The following is a 20,488-nucleotide window of genomic DNA, read 5'->3' as shown; positions in this document are numbered from 1 at the left end:
GCCTTAGTGCGCGTGATGCTGAAGCGATTTTTCACAATAGAACTTACAACATAGAGCCGATATCGGACGCTCCCGTCGGATAGGCGAACATGGTGGTCTTTAAGTCTTTCGTCGTCAAACCATGGCGCATAGCTAGTGCAAATATATTGATGACCTCGTCCACATGCGGTCCAACCAAGTGCGCTCCGAGGATGTGGTCGCTAACTTCGTCCACCAGCACCTTGAATCCGTAGACCGGCTCGGCCTGCTGCCGGGCAGTAAACCAGGTTGGCGTACTTTGGCTTTGCATCCGGAACTTCACGCCTTTTTCCCGTGCTTTGGCTTCTGTCAGGCCGACTGATGCAATCGGCGGGATGGTGAATGCGACGCTTGGCACACCCTGGTAGTTAGGTGTCTTCTGATTTCCGTTCAGGATGTTCGCAGCAACGACCTTCGCATCATGGCTGGATACCGGGGTAAGCGGCGGGCCCATACGGGCAGCATCACCGGCCGCGTAGACCGATGGATTGGACGTACTCTGCAGATACTCATTGAGCTTCAGTCTGCCGTTGTCCACCTCCACGCCACCGGCGGCCAGGTCGAGCGGTTCAAAGTCAGGCACCCGCCCGGCTGCATGCACGACGAGGTCTGCCTCAATCATTGACTGCGTCCCACTGCTCGAGGAAAAAACCTGGTAGCCGTTGAGGACCTTTTCGATGCGTTCGACTGAAGTCTTCGTGCGGACATCAATACCCAAAGCAGTAAAGGACACCATGAGCCACCCTACTAGATCGGTATCGAACTCTTTGAGGATGCGATCTCCATGCTGCAAAATCGTTACCTTTGCCCCCGCCCGGGATGCAATATGCGAAAACTCGGCAGCAATGTAGCCACCCCCGACTAGCACAATGCGCTGTGGCAGCGTCTCCAATGCGAGGAAGCCTTCGTTATCCATCAGGTGCTCCTCTCCAGGAATGCCAAGTTTGGCTGGCTCGGCACCCGAGGCAATCAGGATATGTTTGGCTTCAAGGATCTCTCCGGCAACCTCTAGCGTGTTCCTGCCGGTAAATCGCGCCTTGCCATGAAAGGTGTCGATTCCTTTATCTTGATACCGCTGCTCCATCTTTTCGGGCACAGGGTCGGTGAAGGTACGCTTGAAGGCCATTAATGCCGGCCAAGCGATTTCGACACTACCTTCAACACCATGGGTTGCCATTCGTCTTGCATAGTCGACCGCCGCCGCGCCGCTGATAAGCATCTTCTTTGGATCACAGCCGCGCAGTGCGCAGGTGCCACCAAAAGGACGATAGTCGATCACGGCCACTTGCTTGCCCGCAGCGCGAACCCGCATTGCTCCCGTCATCGCAGCCGTACCGGCACCGATGACGACTAAGTCATACTGCTTTGCCATAGTAGTTTTCCTATTCTGTGGTGTAGAACCCTGGCAATGCATCATTCTTGAATGACAGGGCGCGAACGATGACCATGAATTGATCTGTTAAATGTGCAACTTTATTTCATGATAGGCGAAGAACAATTGCAACCGTCATTGCTTGATGCTGCCTCCATTACGAGGACAGGTGGCACAACCGCGCTTGGCGTACCAGATAAAACCGCCGATACCAAGCAAAGCCAGGACGACACCAGCAACTGGCCACATTGGCGAGACGAATTTGAAGGACACGCCCGCCAGCAGTAAAAGAGGCAGCCCGCAACAGAGAAGATGCAATCCTGCAAATAAAATAAAGCCCATAGACCATGATTTTTTTGCTTGATCTTCCATCAGATGTTTCCTTTCCTTAGTTGTACAGCGAGACACGCTGGGCGGTTGTTCTGCAACGCCACCCGCGCCAGGATTAGATACGTTGCGCTGACCGCACCCGCAAAACGATGTTCAAGAGACTTGCCAGAACCAAGGCTCCAATACCGAAGGCGGCATAGGTACCGTTGCCGCGCCACATCGACAGCCCCATCAATATCGCGCCCACAACTCCAATCGCAAAGGCACGCCACTGATGGTGATGGCGGGTGCCGCTGTACAGTCCCCATAACGCAATCGCCAATGACGCAATTAAGAGAGGTAGCAGAACAGCGTCGTTGACCAAAAAGCCAAGGCCAATGGCGGATACGATGGACAGCAAGGCAGGTAAACCGATGCAACATAGGGCGGCAAAAGCGGCGCCGCCAATACCAATCTTGTCGAGATTGCGTTGCCAAAATGATGGTCGGTTGGGTAAGGAAGGCATTGAGTTGTCCTTGATAAAATCGGTTGGTATGCCGCTTTACTGCGGCTGACGCTGCTTCCATTCGGCCGCTAACTGCTGTGCGCGGCTCTTGTCGGCTGGGCGCATCTCGCTCAGGTAACCGGCCAGCTGAGCTGCAGCAGCCTGGTCACCGTCAACGGCGCCGAGCTGCGTCCAGAAATATGCCTGGCCTAAATCACGCGGGAAAGACGGGCCACCCTCGGCATACATCTGCCCCAGATTGAGCTGGGCCAGTGGATAGTTTTGCTCAGCCGCCTTGCGATACCAAAACGCGGCGGTAGCATCATCGCGTGGTACGGCCCGCTGCTTTCCATAGACGGAGCCTGTTGCCTTGCCATAGATCCGCCCGAGGTTGAACTGCGCGTCCGCATCGCCTTGCTGTGCAGCCTGTTCAAACCAGTGCAATGACCGCGCATGGTTTTGCGGTACAACGTCGCCATACTTGTACGCCATTCCTACGACGTTCTGCGCGACAGGGGCGCCTGCACGCGCCTGCCTTTCCCAGTCTGGAAACGTCTGGGCATTCAATCCGTCCAATGCGGCAGCCAACCTGACTGAGTCGTAGGCATAAGCGGGCTGCATCAACCAACCCGACAAGACGACGGCTGCACCTAAAACCGTGCGGCCGGCGACTGCGATAACGCGGCGCTTACTTATGTGTTTCATGACAGCGTCCCGTTAGCCTGCACAGCACGACAGTTGCTTAACGTCCTTGAAAAACGTCTGTGCGCACAGCTTCAGGCCCTCGACCATGGTCAGGTATGGGAACAACTGGTCGCCTAGCTCTTGCACGGTCATTCCATTGCGAATCGCCAGCGCAGCGGTCTGAATCATCTCGCCGGCTTCCGCTGCCAGGATTTGTGCACCAAGGAGGCGCCCGGTCTTTTTATCGGCAACGAGCTTGATAAACCCGGTCGTGTCGAAGTTGGCCAAAGCCCGAGGCACGTTGTCCAAGGACAGCGTGCGGCTATCCACGTCCAGCCGCTGCGCCTGGGCTTCTGCTTCAGTGACTCCCACTGTGGCGACCTGCGGGTCGGTAAACACCACGCTTGGCATGGCAGACAAATCGAGCACGGCATCTTCTCCCAGCATATTGCGTGCGGCGCGGGTTCCAGCAACTGCAGCGACATACACATACTGCGGCTGATTCGTGCAGTCGCCAGCCGCATAGATATGCGGCACCGATGTAAGCATGTGGGAATCGATAACGACTGCGCCGCTTGCATCCACAGCCACGCCCGCTGCCTGCAGGTTCAGTGCGGCAGTATTGGCTTGTCGTCCAGTTGCCACCAGCAGGTTGTCACCGCTGAGCACCTCACTGCCGACATTCAGTTGAAAATTGCTGCCGTCATAGCGGGCGCTAGTAACGCGGGTGTGCGTCAGAATGCGCATGCCTTCGGCTTCGAGCGCAGCCTGCAGCCCTGTACCGATGGCCGGGTCTTCCTTAGAGAGTAAGGTAGAGCGGGCGACTACTGTTACCTGAGAACCGAGCCGCAGGAATGCCTGAGCAAGCTCCAGGGCTACGACCGACGCACCGTACACTAGAAGGTGCTTGGGCAGCCGCTCTGCCACGAGTGCCGTAGTAGATGTCCAGTAGGGTGTCTCTGCCAACCCCGGGGTGTCAGGAATGCTGGGGGAGCGGCCGGTTGCAATCAGGATCCGGTCTGCGGCAACATGCTTGACGGTTCCATCGGCCTGCGTCACTTCCAGTGTCTGTGCGTCGATAAAGCGAGCTCGGCCGCGCAGCAAGCTGATGCCCGGATTCGATTCCAGAATCGATTCATATTTATCGCGGCGCAGTTCCTCGACACGACGTTGCTGCTGCATGACCAAGGCGGCGCGGTCGATCTGCGGTGTATGTTTTTGAACGCCGGGAAATGGGTGGTGCGCCTGCTGATGGGCGATATGCGCGGCACGAATCATGATTTTCGACGGCACGCAGCCGACATTGACGCAAGTGCCGCCCACGGTACCGGCCTCGACAATCGTCACGATCGCACCGCCTTCGGCCACGCGCAATGCCGCGGCAAACGCCCCCGAGCCGCTGCCAATGATGACCACTTTCAATCCCGTGCCTTTGCCGGGGTGAGCGGTTGGTGTTTTACCTTTCAGCTGGGCGTCATATCCTTTAGCGCGGATTGCGTGAATCACGGTCTCGGCTTCGATGCCAGCGTCAACGGCGACCGTCGCATGACGCTCCGGATAGGACACCGCCGCATTGTGAATGCCTTGCACCGTGGCCAAGGCTGCCTGCAGCGATGATGCGCAGTGGTCACAGGTCATGCCCGTGACTTTAAAATTGAGCGTTTGCATTTTAGTTTGCTGCCTTTACGGTCGCTGGGTAACCGGCATTCGTCGATGCCGCGCTGAGTTTTTCAAGCGAGGTCTTGCTGTCGTCAAAGGTAACGACTGCTTCACGCTGCTCGAAGCTGGTTTTGACTTCCTGTACGCCGTCCACCTTCATCAGCGCCCTTTTGACGGTGATCGGGCATGACGAACAGTTCATGCCTGGCACAGCAAGCGTTGCGGTCTGCACAGCGGCAAAGGCGGTCGATGACATTCCGGCTGCAGCCAGGACCAGCGCGAGGATACGAATGGATTTCAACATGATTTCTCCTAATGAGTAAAAACGATGGGGCAGCAGCCTATGCGCGGCATGAACAGCAGAAATAAGAGCATCGCAGCATAAAAAAGCGAGCCGGCTGCCAGCGTGCCAAGAATCCAGCGAAACTTCAAAATGGGGTAATCCTCAATCGAGCAAGGTGACGAAATACGGATACGCCAACGCGACCAGGACCAGCAGGGACACCCCCCAAAACAGTACCCGGTACTTTGTGTTGGTCTGTGGCATAGCGCAGACTGAACCAGGGGCACAGTCATCGGCAGCTGGACCTCGATAAATCTTGCGGTAGGCGAGCACCATACATAGCAAGGCGATGCCGATAAAGATGGGCCTGAATGGCTCCAGCATGGTCAAGTTCGCTATCCAGGCACCACCAACGCCTAGGCTAACCAACACCAGTGGACCAAGGCAGCAGGCGGATGCCGCCAGTGCAGCGACCGCACCGCTGACCAATGTCGTTTTTGTAAGCTTATCCGTATCCATAGGGTCCAAAATTAAGGTTTGAGACCATACTATAGATGCCGTACCATAGTACGGAGTCAATCCTTTTAGAAAAAGTTATGGAAAATAAACTTACTATTGGCAAAGTAGCTGCCGCTGCTGAAGTGAATGTGGAAACCATCCGGTTTTATCAGCGCCGCGGTTTGCTGGCCGAACCACCCAAAGCACTAGGAGGCTTCCGGTACTACGATGAAGCCGCTATCGAGCGCGTCCGGTTTATCAAACGGGCGCAAACATTAGGCTTCTCCCTGGAGGAAGTCATTGGATTACTGGCTCTTCAGCAGTCCAATGCATGCAAGCAGACGCATGACGCCGCAGTGCTCAAGCTGCAACTCGTTGAAGAAAGAATCAAGGACTTGAATCGTATTCGTACGACATTAAAAATCTTGGTCAAACAGTGTGAAGTTGGTCCGACTGCAGTGACTTGCCCAATTATCGAGTCGCTGAGCCATAGCTGAGCGCCAAGCCGTACCACATGCCACTCTGTAGGCGGCAGCGCGGCTACGTTGAGCTTTGTGTGCTGGGCATCGATTACACTAGATAGCACTACTCCGCCATGTCAAAGCGTAGAATTTCTGGATATGCCGGTCTGGAGGAATATTCATGGATACCGTGATTCCGATTAGTGCCGATTGGAATGAGGATTTTCAGGAATGGCTTGAACCATTCCTGGCGGTTTTTCAGCGGTCCGAGCAACGTTCCTGGGCACCCTTATACTTGCAAGGACTTATAGGTCCAGGGGCACGCAAGAGTGTCGAGCCAATGGCCGAACGTGTGTGCCCTGGGCAGACGCAGCAACTCCACCACTTCGTGTCGACTTCGCCCTGGTCCACTGCCCCTTTGGAACAGGTGCTGCGTAAGACGGCTGACGCCCTGGTAGGCGGCGAGGACGCTGTGCTGATCGTGGACGACACGGCGCTGCCCAAGCAGGGCAAGCACTCGGTCGGCGTCAAGCGGCAGCACTGCGGCGTACTCGGCAAGCAGGCGAACTGCCAGGTATTGGTCTCGCTCACTTTGGCGCAACAGGAGGTGCCGATACCGATTGCCTTGCGGCTGTACTTGCCCAAAGACTGGGCGCAGGATAAAGCGCGGCGTGCAGAAACCAAGGTGCCCGAATCGATCTCGTTTGAAACCAAAGGCGATATTGCCCTGGCGCAGATCGATATTGCATTGGCGGACGGTGTGCGCTTTGACACAGTCCTGGCCGATGCCGGCTATGGCAGTTCGGCAGAATTCCGTGCCGGGCTGACACAGCGCGGGCTACGTTGGGCAGTGGGTGTGCAGCCGACACAGAAGGTCTACCCGGCTGATGTGGCGCTTGATATGCCCGCCAATCCTCCGGTGGGGCGCCCAGCCAAGCATGCAAAACCTTCGATGCCGAGCGTATCGGTCGTGCAGATGATTGAAACATTGGGCCCCAAGGCACTGCGGCGCTGTTCCTGGCGCCGCGGCACCAAGGGCATGCTCAGCACGCGCTTTGCTGCTGTGCAGGTGCGCGTTGCTGATGGTGATCTGATATCGCATGGGCAGCATCTTCCTGGGCAGGCTGCATGGCTGGTGTGCGAAGCGCGCTCCAGCGGCGAGCGCAAATATTACTTTACCAACCACCCGCCCAACACGCCGCGCAGGACCCTGGTACGCGCAATCAAGGCACGCTGGGCATGCGAGCAGGCGCATCAGCAACTCAAGGACGAACTTGGGCTGGACCATTACGAAGGCAGATCCTGGTTGGGACTACACCATCATGCGTTATTGACGATGATTGCGTTCACCTATCTGCAGCACAGACGTCTAACCAGTGCTTTACAGGCGGGGGAAAAAACCAGCATCCAAAACACCGGGGCCGCCACCCCAGCCATCACTACCGGCAGTACGCCGCGCCCTTATCGCCGCGCTGCGTCCCATCATTTGCGCTCGGTGTCCTGATTGCGGCGCCACCATCCACCTGCATCAGCTTGAATAACATGGCAGAGTAGTGCTACTTACCTGGCCGGCCTATTGCTACCACGCGACCGACCGAAGACCTTAACGGCCATTGCCGGCGCAGAGCCATGGGTGCAGGCGCAAAGTGCCAAAGTGCAGCAACTCCAATTCTTTCTATCCGATTCGGTCTGGGATGCCAGTGCACTTGCCGCGCGGACGGTGGAATTGATCCGCAATGAACCGGCAACCGCCCCCAATAACAAGGGCGTACTGGTGCCGGACGACACCGGCGACCGCAAGAAGGGATTGGCAACCGATCATGTCGGCCGTCAATATCTGGACTCGGTCTGCAAACTCGACAACGGCATTGTTGGGCTAACTACCTTGTGGGCCGACGAGCAGCATTACTACCCATTGCATGCGCTGCCCTATACGCAGGGTGACCGCTTCGAACTGAGTAAACAAGATCCGGCCTTCCATACAAAGCCCCAACTGGCGATCACGCTCATCGAGTCCGCCCCGACTGCTGGCATTCGGTTCAAGGCCATCGTGGCCGATACCTTTTATGGTGACCATATCGAATTTACGCTGACCCTCACACGGCGCGGCTTGCCTTATGTACTGTCCCATGACGGGCAACGGTCTCAAGCCTTCCAAATGCTACGGGACATCATAAAGATATGGCGATGATGCCCGGCTGTGCGGAACGACCCCATGCGGCATGCGCAGCCGGCATTGCTTGCAGACACTGAATACGCGCCTCGCTTTAGGGTGCTTTGACCGTGATCGCGATGCCGCTGAAGTAGGCAGCCACCAGCGCGATGTCCTGATCGGACAGGTTCTTGGCCATGGCGTTCATCATTTCATTCTCGCGCTTGCCCGACTTGTAGTCCTTCAGCGCCTTGATCAGATACCCTTCATTCTGACCTGCCAGATTGGGCGCATCCGGCACCTTGGCCAGGCCGTCGGCGCCATGGCAGACAAAGCACTGGCCGGCCTTACCCTTGGCGGCGGCCATGTCCGCGGCCTGAAGCGGGCTGCTGGCGGCAGCAAACACGGCCGCCAGCAGCACAACAGGCGCCAGCTTATTGCGCCGCATAGGACACCCGGTAAATCGCGCCGGCATAGTCGTCGGAAATAAGCAGCGATCCGTCCGGCAGCATCGCCACATCCACCGGGCGACCGAGGTACTCCTTGTTTGGCGTCAGCCAGCCTTCGGCAAACACTTCGGTCTTGTCGGCGGTGCCGTCAGCCTTCAGCGAGGTGAACAGCACCCGGGCGCCGACCGGCGTGGTGCGGTTCCACGAGCCATGCTGGGCGCTGAAGATGCCGCCCTGGTACTTGGCCGGGAACATGGAGCCCCGGTAGAACGTCATGCCAAGGTCGGCTGCATGCGCGGCCGTTTCGACCTGCGGAAAGACGACGTTGGCCGGCGGGTTGTCATCCTTGTATTCCACGGTGCGGACCTTGCCGCCGCCATACCAGGGGAAGCCGAAGTGCTGGGCGGCCTTGGTCGCCCGATTGATCTCGCCCGGCGGCGTGTCGTCGCCCATGCCGTCAACCTGGTTGTCGGTGAACCAGAGGGTCTTGTCCTTGGGATTGAAGTCCAGGCCCACGGAATTGCGCACGCCCTGCGCAAACACCTCGCGGTTCTTGCCGTCCCGGTCCATGCGCAGGATGCCCATCATGCCCGTCTTCGCATAGATCGGCAGCTTGTCCTTGGCCGGCACATTGAACGGATTGCCCATGGTGATGTAGAGCTTGTTATCCGGGCCGATGCGGCAGGTGCGAGCGCCGTGATTGAAGCTTTCCTCTTCCACCGGGATCAGTTGCCCCTGCGGCACCACGGTGGCCGCGGCCACATCCGGCCCCTCATAGAAGAACTCGGCGGCCGGGAATGCCAGCACCCGGTTATGTTCGGCCACATACAGAATGCCGTCCGGCGAGAAGCACACGCCGTTGGGCACCTTCATGCTGATGGAAGGCGAGAACGGTTTCACTTCGTCTGCAACCCGCGATTTTGCACGGTCGGTGACGGCCCAGACCTGGGTCTTGCGGGTGCCAACGAACAGGATGCCGGTTGACGGCCCAACCGCCATGTGGCGCGCGTCGGGCACGATGGCATACAGGTCGATCTTGAAGCCCGGTGGCAGCTTGACGTTCTTCAGATTGTTCCGGATTGCCTCGGCCTTGGCGCCCGTCTGGGGAATGGTCTCCATATTGAGATTGGCGCCGGTGGACTGGAAGTTCTCCAGCTTCTTCATGTTGTCCTGCGACATGGCGGCCAGCGGTACAGAAAATGCAACGACTGAAGCGACGATAGGGCCCTTGAAGTTCATCTTGTCTCCATCAAAGTTTTAGGTATTTTTGTTGAAGTTATGCGTTACTGCAAGCAAGCCTAATCTGTTTCTCTCGTTCAAGGTTTGAAGGAAATCAACTCTTCCTATTTGTTATTTCAGATAACGCAGCCAAGCCACAAAACTGGCCGAGGCTTGAACGTCTAAAAATTCTGCTGTATGTCCTCTCAAATGGTGGATCTAGAATACGCATGCAGATACGGGCAACCCAGCAGATACTCACTCGCTCTTTCCGGATGACAAATCCTTACGCATTTTTCACGAAACCATTCACTCCGTCATGTATATCCAAGAGTTAGTGGCGTTCAAGTGCTAACTGGTTAGCTGTGCGCACTGGCGGGCGTTGCACGCGGCTAAGCCCAGGGCACAAGCGGAGGCCTGAGCGCACGTTAGCGAGGATGTGATCATCTCTAACCGGCCCTCTGAAGCGCAGGATCGCGCTTTGCCGGGACATTGGGAGGATGACCTGATCATCGCCTGGATCGGCCCGCGACTAGAAGGCTGCTCGATCGCTTAAGTCCATTCACCATGCTTGTTCACCTGCCTCGTGAGGCAGGTTACGGGCTGATTCCCAGAACAAAGAATGGCCCTGCGCTGGCTGGCTACAGCCCGTCCAATGGCCAACGCGCTCGCGAAGGCCGTGGCTGAAATGCTGCCCGGTAGTGGCAGTATCGCCTTGTTATCGTGGCAAAGAACTCTCTGACCACGCCCGCTTTACGGTCGAGTCCGGAATGCAGCGTTTTTTACCGACCCGCACAGTCCATGGCAGCGCGGCACGAACGAGAAAACGAACGGCCTCCTGCGGCAATACTTCCCGAAGGATACAGCCCTGTCTCGTTGGAGCGCTCGAGAACTCGAGGCCGGGGCTAACACATTGAATTCCAGCCCAGGAACGGTTGGCTGGAAGACACCGGCCGAAGCATTAGACGAGTACCTAAAATCTTTTCGACAATCTAGTGTTGCGATGACCGGTTGAATCCGACCTTCAATGCCGTTTCAGGAAGGATACGCCTATTCCATTAAGAGCTTTAAAATGCCAAAGTTGCCCGATTACCGGATCGCCTGCAACATGTCAATGTTGTCATTTCACGGTGGAGAGTGTTATGCAGGGTGATACAGCAATTATTGGTGTCCTGAACAGTTTGCTCACCGGCGAACTCACCGCGGTCGACCAATACCTGATCCATGGCGAGATCTACCGGCATCTCGGCCTGAACCGTCTGGCCGACATGAGCCTGCACGAGTCCGACCATGAACGCCAGCATGCGCGCGCGCTGATCCAGCGCATCCTGTTCCTCAACGGCACGCCCGACCTCAGCAAGCGCGACCCGCTCAACATCGGCCGCACCGTACCCGACATGCTGCAGGCCGATCTCGACCTGGAATACCATGTCGCCGACGCACTGAGGAAGGCAATCGCCGCCTGCGAGAGGGTGAAGGACTACGTGACCCGCGACATGCTTCTGGTGCAGCTCGAAGACACCGAGATGGATCATGCCTACTGGCTGGAACAGCATATGGAACTGATCAGACTGGTTGGCCTGCAGAATTATCAGCAGAGCCAGATGGATGCGTCCTCCCCCACTTAAACAGGAGAAAAGAATATGAAAGGCAATCCTCAGGTCCTGAGCACACTCAACCAGGTCCTCAAGAACGAACTCACCGCGATCAACCAGTACTTCCTGCATGCGCGCATGTTCCGCAACTGGGGACTGGAGCGGCTGGACAAGTATGAATACAAGCAGTCGATCCGGGTGATGAAGGAAGCCGACAAGCTCATCGAGCGCATCCTGTTCCTCGATGGCCTGCCCAACCTGCAGGACCTGGGCAAACTGCTGATCGGCGAGGACCCGGCCGAATGCCTCAATTGCGACCTGCAATACGAGCGCAGCTTCCATCCGGTGCTGACCCAGGCGATCGCGCTGTGCGAATCCACCCAGGACTACGTGACCCGCGACCTGCTGGAAGAACTGCTGGAACACTGCGAATATTCGATCGACTGGCTGGAAACCCAGGAACGCCTGATGCAGGACATTGGGCTGCAGAATTACCTGCAATCGCAGATGGGCGAGAAGGAAGACTGATCTGATACTTATCTTGCCGACGCCGCATGAGTGGCGCCGGCAACGTGCGTATCAGACTCACACCAAGTGCGCGCGGCAACCCAGCGAAAGCCGGCTGCATGTAATACCCCGGTCTGAACCGCCCCGGGGCGGTTCAGTCTTTCCAGACCACTGTGCCTAACGGATTAACGAATCACCATGTGTGTGAATGGCGCGACATACGCTTGCAGCGTCACCAGGAAGCCAACCAGGATGGCCAGCGCGATTGAGTGGAAGAACACATAGCGCAGGATATCGCCCTCATGGCCGTACCACTTGGTGGCGGTGGAGGCTACCACGATGGATTGCGCGTCGATCATCTTGCCCATCACGCCGCCCGAGCTGTTGGCGGCGGCCATCAGTACCGGCGGCAGGCCCAACTGCTCGGCGGTGGTGCGCTGCAGGCTGCCGAACAGCACGTTGGCGGCGGTATCGGAACCGGTCAGCGCCACGCCCAGCCAGCCAAGCAGTGTGCCGAACATCGGATAGAACATGCCGGTATGGGCAAATGCCAGGCCTAGCGTTGCATCCAGACCGGAGTACTTGGTCAAGTAGCCAACGCCGAACATCGCGCAGATGGTCAGCAGGGAATAACGGACCAGCTTGATGGTTTCCCAATATTCCTTCAGCAGGCGGGTGAACGAGTAGCCCATCATCAGGCCGGCGGTCAGCGCCGACACCAGAATGCCGGTACCAGCCATCGACAGCACATTGAAGTTGAACACCGCAGCTTCCGGCGAAGGCTTGCTGACCACAGGCGGCATCTTGACAACCATCTGATCGAGGCCGGGAATGGCGAATTTCCATGCCCACAGGCCGTCCATGATCTTCTTGAACGCGGGCGTACCCCAGATGAACACGAACACCGACAGGATTACCCACGGCGCCCAGGCGCGCACCATGCTGATGTGCGCAGCACCGCCGGCTTCCACGGCGCCGGCAGCCATGCCGCTGGCGGCGATGTCGTCCATCGAGGTGTCATGACGATTGACGATGGCGGTGGAGGTCCAGATTTTCTTCGGCTTCCAGACTTTCAGGAACAGCGTCAGGGTACCCATCGACACGATGGAAGCGATCACGTCCACCAGCCACGGGCCGTGATAGTTCGACACGATGAATTGCGGGACCGCGAAGGAAACGCCGGCAACCAGGATGGCTGGCCAGATTTCGCGCATGCCGCGGAAGCCGGCGAAGGCCCAGATCAGCCAGAACGGCACCAGCACCGAGAAGAACGGCAGCTGGCGGCCGATCATCGCGGACAATTGCAGCAGGTCCAGGCCGGTCACGGCCGACAGCGCCAGCACCGGTGCGCCGAGCGCGCCATAGGCCACGGGTGCGGTGTTGGCGATCAGTGCCAGGCCGGATGCAGCCAGCGGCGAGAAGCCCAGGCCGATCAGGATGGCGCCGGTCACTGCCACCGGCGTGCCGAAGCCGGCGGCGCCTTCAAAAAAGGCGCCGAAGCAGAAGGCAACCAGCAGCAACTGCAGGCGACGGTCTTCGGTCACCCCGCTGATGCTGTTCTGCAGCGCCTTGAAGTAACCGTTCAGGGTTGTCAGGCGATGAAGAAAGATGATGTTCAGTACGATCCAGCCAATCGGAAACAGACCGGCTGCGACGCCATAGCCAGCAGCCTTGCCTGCCATCGCCACCGGCATGCCGAACACGAATCCGGCAATGCCGATACCCACCAGCAGCGCCAGGCCGGCAGCAAGATGGGCTTTCATATGGAAAAACGCCAGCGCCGCCAGCAGTACCGCGACCGGTATGCCGGCCGCGATGGTGGACAGGGCAAAACTGCCCAAGGGGTCATATACTTGCTGCCACATCGATTGTCTCCTTCAATTTTTTTATTCAAACGGACGCCAATTTCTGAATTGTGCTGCTACTGTTTGACATGAGCCATCGCGTCATTAGTAGCGCAGTATAATGATGCTGATCGTATAGCCATTCCTTAGCTGACTAATTACAGATTTATACTGCCTCAAAATGCGCGATGGTCAAGCAGGTGTCATGGATGCTTATAACATTAGTTTCGTAAGGCGCGGCAATAGTGAACTAACAATTTTAAACGCTTCAGTTTTATAGCGGACCGATTGTCTTCTGGAACTTCGCTAAAGCGCAATGCATAAATTGTCTCTGAGCACTAAAAAAGCGATGAAGATTAATCATCAAAAAGATGAATATTTTTCACCCAGATTCAAGTTTTAGAAGATTGTTATCAAATGTGTTCCAGCGAACGTGCTTTTTGCTTAGGATCGCCACTTTTCCCCGTATTCCTTGCCTTAGAAAGCCGCGCATATGCCGGGCTTGTGACGGCACAGATGGTGAATCAACCAAGGAAAACTTTACCGCCGCATGGGATACACAGCTAGTATTTATTTTTCTAACAAACGAATAAGCTCGGCGGCTTTAAATATAAAGTGCAATGCTCTTTCTTCAATTTTCATTTTTTAATTTATCTAATTCAGTCTGCAATATTTCACATGCGGAACTCACTAGTTTTTGGACTTCTTCGTTACTCTCCTTTCTTACGGAGTCCATACATAAGTCAACCCGATTCTTAGCAAAACGCACATTTTCCTGTTGCGCAGACTCTTCGCAACCTAGTAAGCAGGTCAGGATTAATGGCACAAGAATAGTCTTTGGGGGGGCCGTATTTTTATTACGGTCTCTTTTCAATTTCTATCTCCGATAAGGAATGCCTAAATGAACCAAGCAGTGCTTTCAAGTGGTAATTTCTACCGTCTGCACCAAGTTTTGCTGCGAAATAGCTACTTTTCGCAGGAGCGCTCATGGCAACCCGAAATTATTAGAGCGCTACCCAGAGGTGGCAGTCCACTGGTCATATTAGATAGCCCAAGTTAACCACACCGCGGCAGTGAGCGCCCCCATGGTGGTTGACACGGCGATCGTACGTATAGTGTGCAATTGTGTCCACAACAGCAGGCCGGTGAGCGACAATAGGATCAGGCTGCCGGCAATCGTATCTGCCAGCAGCACCCAGAATGCGCTGACGCCGACCGACATGTGGAGACGAGTAAGGGTACCGACAGGCGTGGCGTCTAAATGCTCCAGTTTGATGACACGGTTCCCGACAAAGTATTCCGCAGTCACAGCGCGGTGCGGGCTATGTAAAGCCACTGTCCAGCGTTCCGGTTGCATGAGCGGCCGGTCTGCCCAAATTACTTCTTGCGCAGGCTGACGTTTTACTTGGACCGCTTGCGCCGACGAAAAACGAAGTTCGGTCTTGAGCCAAGCAGCCATCTCCTCCGGAGAATTAAGCGTCTTTTCCCGCAATGCAAGCTGTGCCGTCCGCTGCACGGTTTTTTCGACCGGAATCTTCAGAATTGCCCGGTGGTTCAGCAGAATGCCGGTAACGCCGAATAGCAAGCCTAGTACAGCGCCCCATAAACCTACATACAAATGAATTTTGCGCAGCCATGTCAGAAAAATGGCCCGCCTGCTGCGTTGCCGCTTTAGCGGCCGCAACAACGGCTTATTCAGCAAGTGCGTGACGGCTTGCTCCGAGACGCTTCGGTCGGCACTGATGTGCATGCTTATTCCATCGTCTGCTTGGGCGGGATTGTCGGACCAGCACGAGTCCCATTGTCCTGCACAAACGTTAGGGTGTAATGATTACGTACCGTATCGTACTTCTGGCCACCGTACTCCCCCGGCGTTTTGTCCACATGCAAAACATGCACGACGTACTGGCCACGCCATGGCGTATTGATTTGCACTGTCCCGTCGGCTTGCGCCTCATGCTCCTGCATCCATGTATTCGGAGCAATTACTTGTACCTTTGCTCCCTTGATTGGCTGCCCACGGTAGAGAATGGTCAGCACTCTGGCGTCTGACTTGCCGACTGTAGCGACGTCAACGGGAAGATGAAAGTCATCACTCTTGACGATAACTGACGGCGCATAGCGCGCGTAGTAATTTGTTTTTGCAACACCCAAGCCGTTTTTGGTGAGGTCGCGCACCGGCATGGATTCTTCCGATACCACGACGGCTCGTGCATGCGGCTTTGTCCGAAGCGCAAAATGGTCTCCGACGCGCGTCACCGGAACGGTATTGAATGTTGTGCTTCCTGAATCGGCGGCAAGGGCACGGGGCTCCTGAAAAGTATCGAGTCGGCCGGGGCTTTTTTCCTTCAAAAGCATTTGCGCTTCACCGAAATGCAGCCGATGCCCTGTACTGCCCTTTTCAATCCAAAGGTAGTGGGCATGGGCGTTCGTTGAAGACACCAACACAATTGCCGCTGCAATACTTGCCATCGATTTCATACGCATAATTCTCCCGGGTCAGTTAGAATGCGTAGCGGGCGGTCATCTGCACATTACGAGGTGCGCCCGGAAGGTTCAGGTTGGGCGACGTTCCATGGCCGGACAGGATGTAATCGCGGTTGAACAAGTTATTGATGTTCAACTGCAGATCCCATTTGGCGACTCTGTAGGCAACCATTGCGTCGACCGTCGTATAGCTTGGCAAGACAACGGTATTGCCGGGATTGGCAAAGCGGTCGGCGACATAATTGACGCCCGCACCAGCCCGCAAGCCGTGCCCCAGGTTCTTTGTAAGCCACAGGTTGGCGGTATGCTTGGGCGTCAGCGTGGCACGCTTGCCTTCCACAGGCTGGCCCGCATCCCTGGCGATGGACGACGTAATAGCAGCGTCAAGGTAGGCATAGCCGGACCAAATCTGCCAGCCGCTTGGCAACTCGCCGCTGAAGGTTAGTTCCAGGCCATCGGTGCGCTGCACACCGATCGGGATAAGTCGGTTGGTGACCGGGTCGGTTGCCTTGATATTGGTGCGCTCCAGCCGGAACAACGATGCAGTCGCCGACGCTTTGCCTTCAAACAGATCGAACTTTGCACCGATTTCCTGGTTGGTCGTCTTTTCCGGCGCAATATCAGCATTGTTGGACGCCAACGGAAAGCTTTCACCAGACGGCTGGAACGATTTACTCACCGACGCATAGTAGGATTGGGTCAGCGTTGGTTGATAGACCAAGCCCACGCGCGGGCTCCATGCCCGGTCAGTCCGATTCAGGTCACGCTGTCCAGGCCGCCGTTCATCCGTTTCTTGCTCAAATCGGTCATAACGGACGCCGGCCAATGCCTTCCACTGCTCCGAGACGGTCACCAAGTCTTGCATATAGAAGCTGGCTGTCTTCATGATGCCCAAGTTATCGGTCGAAGGCGCAGCAGTAACACGGAATGGCACGACGGGAGGAACCGGGCTGAACAGTGCCACCGTCGCGATGTTGTTTCGGGTACGGAACAACTGGTCCTTGTTTTGTTTGCCCAGCTCGACTCCATACAGGATCTGGTGTTTTATCCCTGCCGTGTCCAGTTTCTGCGTGAGTTCCGTCTGGTTGAAGTAGCCGTCTTCATCCCGTTTGACATTGCTGCGGTTCAGGGAAGCGCGCAGCGTCGCTTCGTTGACAGAACCGACCAGCGTGTTGTTGCGGTCCAGCGAATAGTCATATCGGCGGAAGGCATTGCGGATGGAGAACTGGTCATTGAAGCGGTGGTTCAGCGTGAAGCCCAGGGAGGTGACATTCGACTCCGAGAAATCCGTATTCCTTGCATTGGCTGCGCCATAGTAGGTGCGCGCGGGAACATCAACTGGCCGGCCGCGGTAAGCCGGGATGCCGAAGTCCGTCACCCGGCGGTCTGACAAATAGTCCGCCTGCAGCAGCAGGCTGGTATCCGAGCTGAACTTGAACATCAATGAAGGCGCCAGCGCTTCCCGCCTTAAAAACTGCTGGTCCCGGTAGCTGTCAGCGCGCTCGACTGCACCGGTGACCCGAAAGGAAACACCGCTTTCCCCGAAATTGCGGGCCAGATCAAACTCCCCGCGTCGCTGGTTCCAGCTGCCAACGGTGGCCACCACTTCCGTCTTGTCGATGCCAGGCTTTTTTGTAATGCGATTGATCAGCCCGCCAGATGAGCCACGTCCGTACAGGACTGAAGCTGGTCCCTTGATGACTTCAACCTGCTCGATATTGGACAGGTCGCGAAAATAGAGTGCGTCGTCCCGCAATCCGTCAACGAACTGGTCGGCAATGGCCGTGAAGCCGCGGATGGTAACTTGGTCACGCTGGCCGTCGCCATGCGACAGGCCAATGCCCGGCACCCATTTCAATGCCCCCTCCATTGAGCGCACGGCCTGATCCTGCAGCAACTGCTGGGGCACCACATTGACTGTTTGCGGAATGTCGCGCAAGGGGGCTTCCACTTTGGTAGCCGTGGTAGCAGTGGGTGCGTTGTAACTCGGCGGCAACTCGCGTGCACCCTGAACCTTGATTTCCGGAAGTTCTGCGGAAGACGCGGTTTGCGCTTGAGCGTGAATTGAAAGTTGCTGCACAGCCAGCGCTACCAGGCATGCCAGCCGGGTTTTAGTAAATACCATAAAAAGCCCTTATTTGGTGAGGTGCGATGGCTGGCTAAGGGCTAATCCTCTGGCTGGCTTTCAAAAGATTGTGAACCACTGGAATGTATCTATAATATGTCAGAATTGTATTGCGAATGAGAATGATTCGCAATCGTTTTTGATGGATTCTTAACAAGCTGCACCAAAGAGCTACTGCTTGTTAAAAGGCAAAACTGCATTTTCGCAATACACCCTGGTTTTTTCAGGTTCGGATCGACGTTAAAGTCGTGGCCAACGGTTCTGCAGGTTCATATGCCGTTGCTGCATAGCTGAGAACTGCAGCCACGCTGTGGCAGCGCGGCTGCAATTTATGGCAAAGGGGAAGCAAGTCTCCCAAGTTCACGTTTCTGTTTCCAGGCGAAGGATCGCCGTCGCTGACACTTGACCTCGCCATTTATTCTCTAATGTGGGTATGAATGCGCGGCGTGCGTAATCAATGGAATCAAAAAATTAGACTAGCTCGATGCTGAAGTTCAGAAAGAGGAAGTGCAAGAGAATGGCTAGCACAAAGGAGAGCAAAGCGATGCCAATGGTGTACCAGCACCATTGGCATCTCGTCATTACTTACCCCAGGTATAAATAACGACTTTTTATAGTATATCGCTGCTTGTTCAGATATGCATTAACTGCTTGCTTCCGATATCAAGGCCAAGATTTTCCTCTGTACAGGGGCGTGCAAAAACAGCCTGCTGCCGTAGCCCGAGGTCGTCAATCCTAAGCCCACCTTGAGACAGTAGGCAACAATGAGCAGCGTTGTCTTCACAGAAGAATGAGCCCCTTCATCCTTGACCGCAAGTTACCTAATAGTTCTGGCATGGTGCAGGGCGATGGTTCTAACTCAGCGCTGCGGCAAATGGAAATCCCGAATTAATAAAAGCACGGAATACGCTGAACTGCAAAATCAACGCTCCGGACGGGCGACTCCACTGGTGACTTATGAAACAGTACAGGAACTGCCTACAGCAGTCATAGTGAAGGTCGCAAGACTAAGATCAATACGGCCATGACATAGTGCCAGAATCTGTTGCTCCGCTTGGAGGGTGGGTGAAGTTTGAGGAAGTTCCGACACCTTGTTTATGACCAACCTATACCACCACGCTGATGTTATTCTTTTACCAAGCGCAATTGGCTGTTTTTTCACCTGCCGTAGTACTTCTGGGATAAACCATGAAAAACCTAAGCGTTGCCTTTATCACTGTGATTGCCCTGGTCGTTAGCGGATGTGGCGGGGGCTCTGGCGCTGCCGAAGTTAGCGTAGCGGCGCCTCAATTTATTGTCTGGGCCAATAGCAGCGGAGGTGACCGTGTGATTGACGGTGCGGGACATTTGTTCGCCTTTTTTGACGACACCGGCTGTTTATACAACTTCCAAACTAAACAGGAAAATACAGCGTTCTGTTTGGCGCCTGGCAGGAATGTCGTGAGCTATGGCGCTTTTCATGGCCAAGTGGCGAACGTTCTCGCCTCTGATGGGGGGTGCCAAGCAGCTATCATCGATTCTCTCACCGGTAACTTTAGTGACATCGAGGTTGATACATTTGGCCGGGAAGTGGTCGTTGCCACGCAGTTACACCCGGCACTATGCGTTCAATAAAGTTTGCGCCGATGAGCAACTCAAAGACGAATAGGTAAACTGCCGGTACCAACAAAGCTTATAAGGCTCAGTATTAACCGGCTGAGATGTCGTAAGTTTTACAGTAACATTCCCTTTCAATTGAGAAACAGCGCTGTTCCAAGTGCCACTCCCCCGAAGCGCTTAACGCTTCGCTGTATCCGTGTACGGTTGATACCGTATTGCCATGATAAGAGCAATAACAACGACCGAGGCCGCTAACGGTGAAGCAGGAAACTTTGGCAATGGCAGCAGATCAGGTTTTTGAACGGCATCGCAAACCGACCCGGCGCGATGCGTTTTTGGAGACGATAAACCGGGTCGTCCCTGCTACGCACTTTGGGGCGCAGAGCCATTATCATTAGAAGGGAAAATGGGCGGCTGCCGACCGGGCTGGAGCGCATGCGGCGCATTCCCTGCAACACTGATTCAATCTGGTTGAGCTGACGCGCGAGGAAGCGCTGTATGACCGCGCCACCCTGCGCCGCTTTGCCAACATTGAAGTGGTGACCCACACGGTTGGCTTAGCGTTGCTATTTTCGAATAGGTCAGCATCCTAATACAACCTCAGTTCGGGATAAGGATTTTCTTTGTAGACATGATTGAGCGCCTCCGTTGCGCTTCGTAAGATTGGGTTTGCACACCGATCAATCGCCACGAAGCAGGAGGCGCTCATGGACAGTCTAACGG

Annotated in this window: 18 protein-coding genes and 2 pseudogenes; 7 read left to right on the top strand and 13 right to left on the bottom strand. The window is 55.8% G+C overall.

Annotated elements, in window-relative coordinates; all coding sequences use genetic code 11:
* Window positions 1–43: 43 nt before the first annotated feature.
* The 7 genes from IGW04_RS10475 to merT all read right to left on the bottom strand — a co-directional run bounded on the left by IGW04_RS10475 (window position 44) and on the right by merT (window position 5,349).
* Window positions 44–1,390 (bottom strand): dihydrolipoyl dehydrogenase family protein, encoded by a 1,347-nt coding sequence (locus tag IGW04_RS10475; RefSeq protein WP_194713026.1) that lies wholly within the window; start codon window positions 1,388–1,390, stop codon window positions 44–46.
* Between the two features lie 135 nt (window positions 1,391–1,525).
* The gene (locus IGW04_RS10470; protein WP_194713025.1) at window positions 1,526–1,762 is read right to left on the bottom strand and encodes a hypothetical protein; all 237 of its coding nucleotides are present in this window, start codon (window positions 1,760–1,762) and stop codon (window positions 1,526–1,528) included.
* Window positions 1,763–1,835: 73 nt separating this feature from the next.
* Window positions 1,836–2,225 carry a MerC domain-containing protein gene (locus IGW04_RS10465; protein WP_194713024.1) on the bottom strand — a complete coding sequence of 130 codons (390 nt, stop codon included), beginning with the start codon at window positions 2,223–2,225 and terminating at the stop codon, window positions 1,836–1,838.
* 36 nt (window positions 2,226–2,261) lie between these two features.
* Window positions 2,262–2,909, bottom strand: coding sequence for a tetratricopeptide repeat protein (locus IGW04_RS10460; RefSeq protein ID WP_228526989.1), 648 nt, complete (start codon window positions 2,907–2,909; stop codon window positions 2,262–2,264).
* A 12-nt stretch (window positions 2,910–2,921) separates the two neighbouring features.
* Window positions 2,922–4,556 (bottom strand): mercury(II) reductase, encoded by a 1,635-nt coding sequence (gene merA / locus IGW04_RS10455; protein ID WP_194713023.1) that lies wholly within the window; start codon window positions 4,554–4,556, stop codon window positions 2,922–2,924.
* A gap of 1 nt (window position 4,557) precedes the next feature.
* Window positions 4,558–4,851, bottom strand: coding sequence for a mercury resistance system periplasmic binding protein MerP (gene merP / locus IGW04_RS10450; protein ID WP_194713022.1), 294 nt, complete (start codon window positions 4,849–4,851; stop codon window positions 4,558–4,560).
* 141 nt (window positions 4,852–4,992) lie between these two features.
* Window positions 4,993–5,349, bottom strand: coding sequence for a mercuric ion transporter MerT (gene merT, locus IGW04_RS10445; RefSeq protein WP_194713021.1), 357 nt, complete (start codon window positions 5,347–5,349; stop codon window positions 4,993–4,995).
* A gap of 77 nt (window positions 5,350–5,426) precedes the next feature.
* Between merT and merR the strand changes: the two genes are divergently transcribed.
* The 3 genes and pseudogenes from merR to IGW04_RS10430 form a co-directional block, all read left to right on the top strand.
* Window positions 5,427–5,825: an Hg(II)-responsive transcriptional regulator gene (gene merR / locus IGW04_RS10440; RefSeq protein ID WP_194713020.1), complete on the top strand. Its 399-nt coding sequence runs from the start codon at window positions 5,427–5,429 to the stop codon at window positions 5,823–5,825.
* A gap of 154 nt (window positions 5,826–5,979) precedes the next feature.
* Window positions 5,980–7,293: an IS701 family transposase gene (locus IGW04_RS10435; RefSeq protein WP_407672095.1), complete on the top strand. Its 1,314-nt coding sequence runs from the start codon at window positions 5,980–5,982 to the stop codon at window positions 7,291–7,293.
* 54 nt (window positions 7,294–7,347) lie between these two features.
* A pseudogene (locus IGW04_RS10430) lies at window positions 7,348–7,929 on the top strand (IS701 family transposase); the annotation flags it as partial.
* Window positions 7,930–8,056: 127 nt separating this feature from the next.
* Here the strand turns inward: IGW04_RS10430 and IGW04_RS10425 are convergent.
* Window positions 8,057–8,389, bottom strand: a complete 333-nt coding sequence (locus IGW04_RS10425; RefSeq protein ID WP_194713017.1) for a c-type cytochrome — start codon at window positions 8,387–8,389, stop codon at window positions 8,057–8,059.
* Complete coding sequence (locus tag IGW04_RS10420; protein WP_194713016.1) at window positions 8,376–9,629, bottom strand: PQQ-dependent sugar dehydrogenase; 1,254 nt, start codon at window positions 9,627–9,629, stop codon at window positions 8,376–8,378. The genes IGW04_RS10425 and IGW04_RS10420 overlap by 14 nt, the downstream gene beginning before the upstream one ends.
* A gap of 247 nt (window positions 9,630–9,876) precedes the next feature.
* Here IGW04_RS10420 and IGW04_RS25655 point away from each other — a divergent pair.
* The 3 genes and pseudogenes from IGW04_RS25655 to bfr (IGW04_RS10410) all read left to right on the top strand — a co-directional run.
* Window positions 9,877–10,623 (top strand): annotated as a pseudogene (locus tag IGW04_RS25655) (IS30 family transposase); the annotation flags it as partial.
* A gap of 127 nt (window positions 10,624–10,750) precedes the next feature.
* Complete coding sequence (gene bfr / locus IGW04_RS10415; RefSeq protein ID WP_194713015.1) at window positions 10,751–11,236, top strand: bacterioferritin; 486 nt, start codon at window positions 10,751–10,753, stop codon at window positions 11,234–11,236.
* Between the two features lie 15 nt (window positions 11,237–11,251).
* The gene (gene bfr / locus IGW04_RS10410) at window positions 11,252–11,731 is read left to right on the top strand and encodes a bacterioferritin (protein ID WP_194713014.1); all 480 of its coding nucleotides are present in this window, start codon (window positions 11,252–11,254) and stop codon (window positions 11,729–11,731) included.
* Between the two features lie 164 nt (window positions 11,732–11,895).
* On the opposite strand, the gene IGW04_RS10405 is transcribed toward bfr (IGW04_RS10410), so the two are convergent.
* The 4 genes from IGW04_RS10405 to IGW04_RS10390 form a co-directional block, all read right to left on the bottom strand.
* Window positions 11,896–13,575 carry an L-lactate permease gene (locus tag IGW04_RS10405; protein WP_194713013.1) on the bottom strand — a complete coding sequence of 560 codons (1,680 nt, stop codon included), beginning with the start codon at window positions 13,573–13,575 and terminating at the stop codon, window positions 11,896–11,898.
* Window positions 13,576–14,596: 1,021 nt separating this feature from the next.
* Window positions 14,597–15,304 carry a PepSY-associated TM helix domain-containing protein gene (locus IGW04_RS10400; protein ID WP_194713012.1) on the bottom strand — a complete coding sequence of 236 codons (708 nt, stop codon included), beginning with the start codon at window positions 15,302–15,304 and terminating at the stop codon, window positions 14,597–14,599.
* Window positions 15,305–15,306: 2 nt separating this feature from the next.
* Entirely contained in the window at window positions 15,307–16,035 is a 729-nt protein-coding gene (locus IGW04_RS10395; protein ID WP_194713011.1) for a hypothetical protein, read from the bottom strand.
* 22 nt (window positions 16,036–16,057) lie between these two features.
* Window positions 16,058–18,166, bottom strand: a complete 2,109-nt coding sequence (locus IGW04_RS10390; RefSeq protein WP_194713010.1) for a TonB-dependent receptor — start codon at window positions 18,164–18,166, stop codon at window positions 16,058–16,060.
* Window positions 18,167–19,354: 1,188 nt separating this feature from the next.
* On the opposite strand from IGW04_RS10390, the gene IGW04_RS10385 reads away from it, so the two are divergent.
* Complete coding sequence (locus tag IGW04_RS10385) at window positions 19,355–19,780, top strand: hypothetical protein (RefSeq protein ID WP_194713009.1); 426 nt, start codon at window positions 19,355–19,357, stop codon at window positions 19,778–19,780.
* Window positions 19,781–20,488 lie beyond the last annotated feature (708 nt).

Origin of the sequence: Noviherbaspirillum soli (genome assembly GCF_015352955.1) — a bacterium.
GTDB classification, from domain to species: Bacteria; Pseudomonadota; Gammaproteobacteria; order Burkholderiales; family Burkholderiaceae_D; genus Noviherbaspirillum_A; species Noviherbaspirillum_A soli.
The sequence above is the reverse complement of the archived record's forward strand: the minus strand, read 5'-3'. Positions and strand labels throughout refer to the sequence as shown.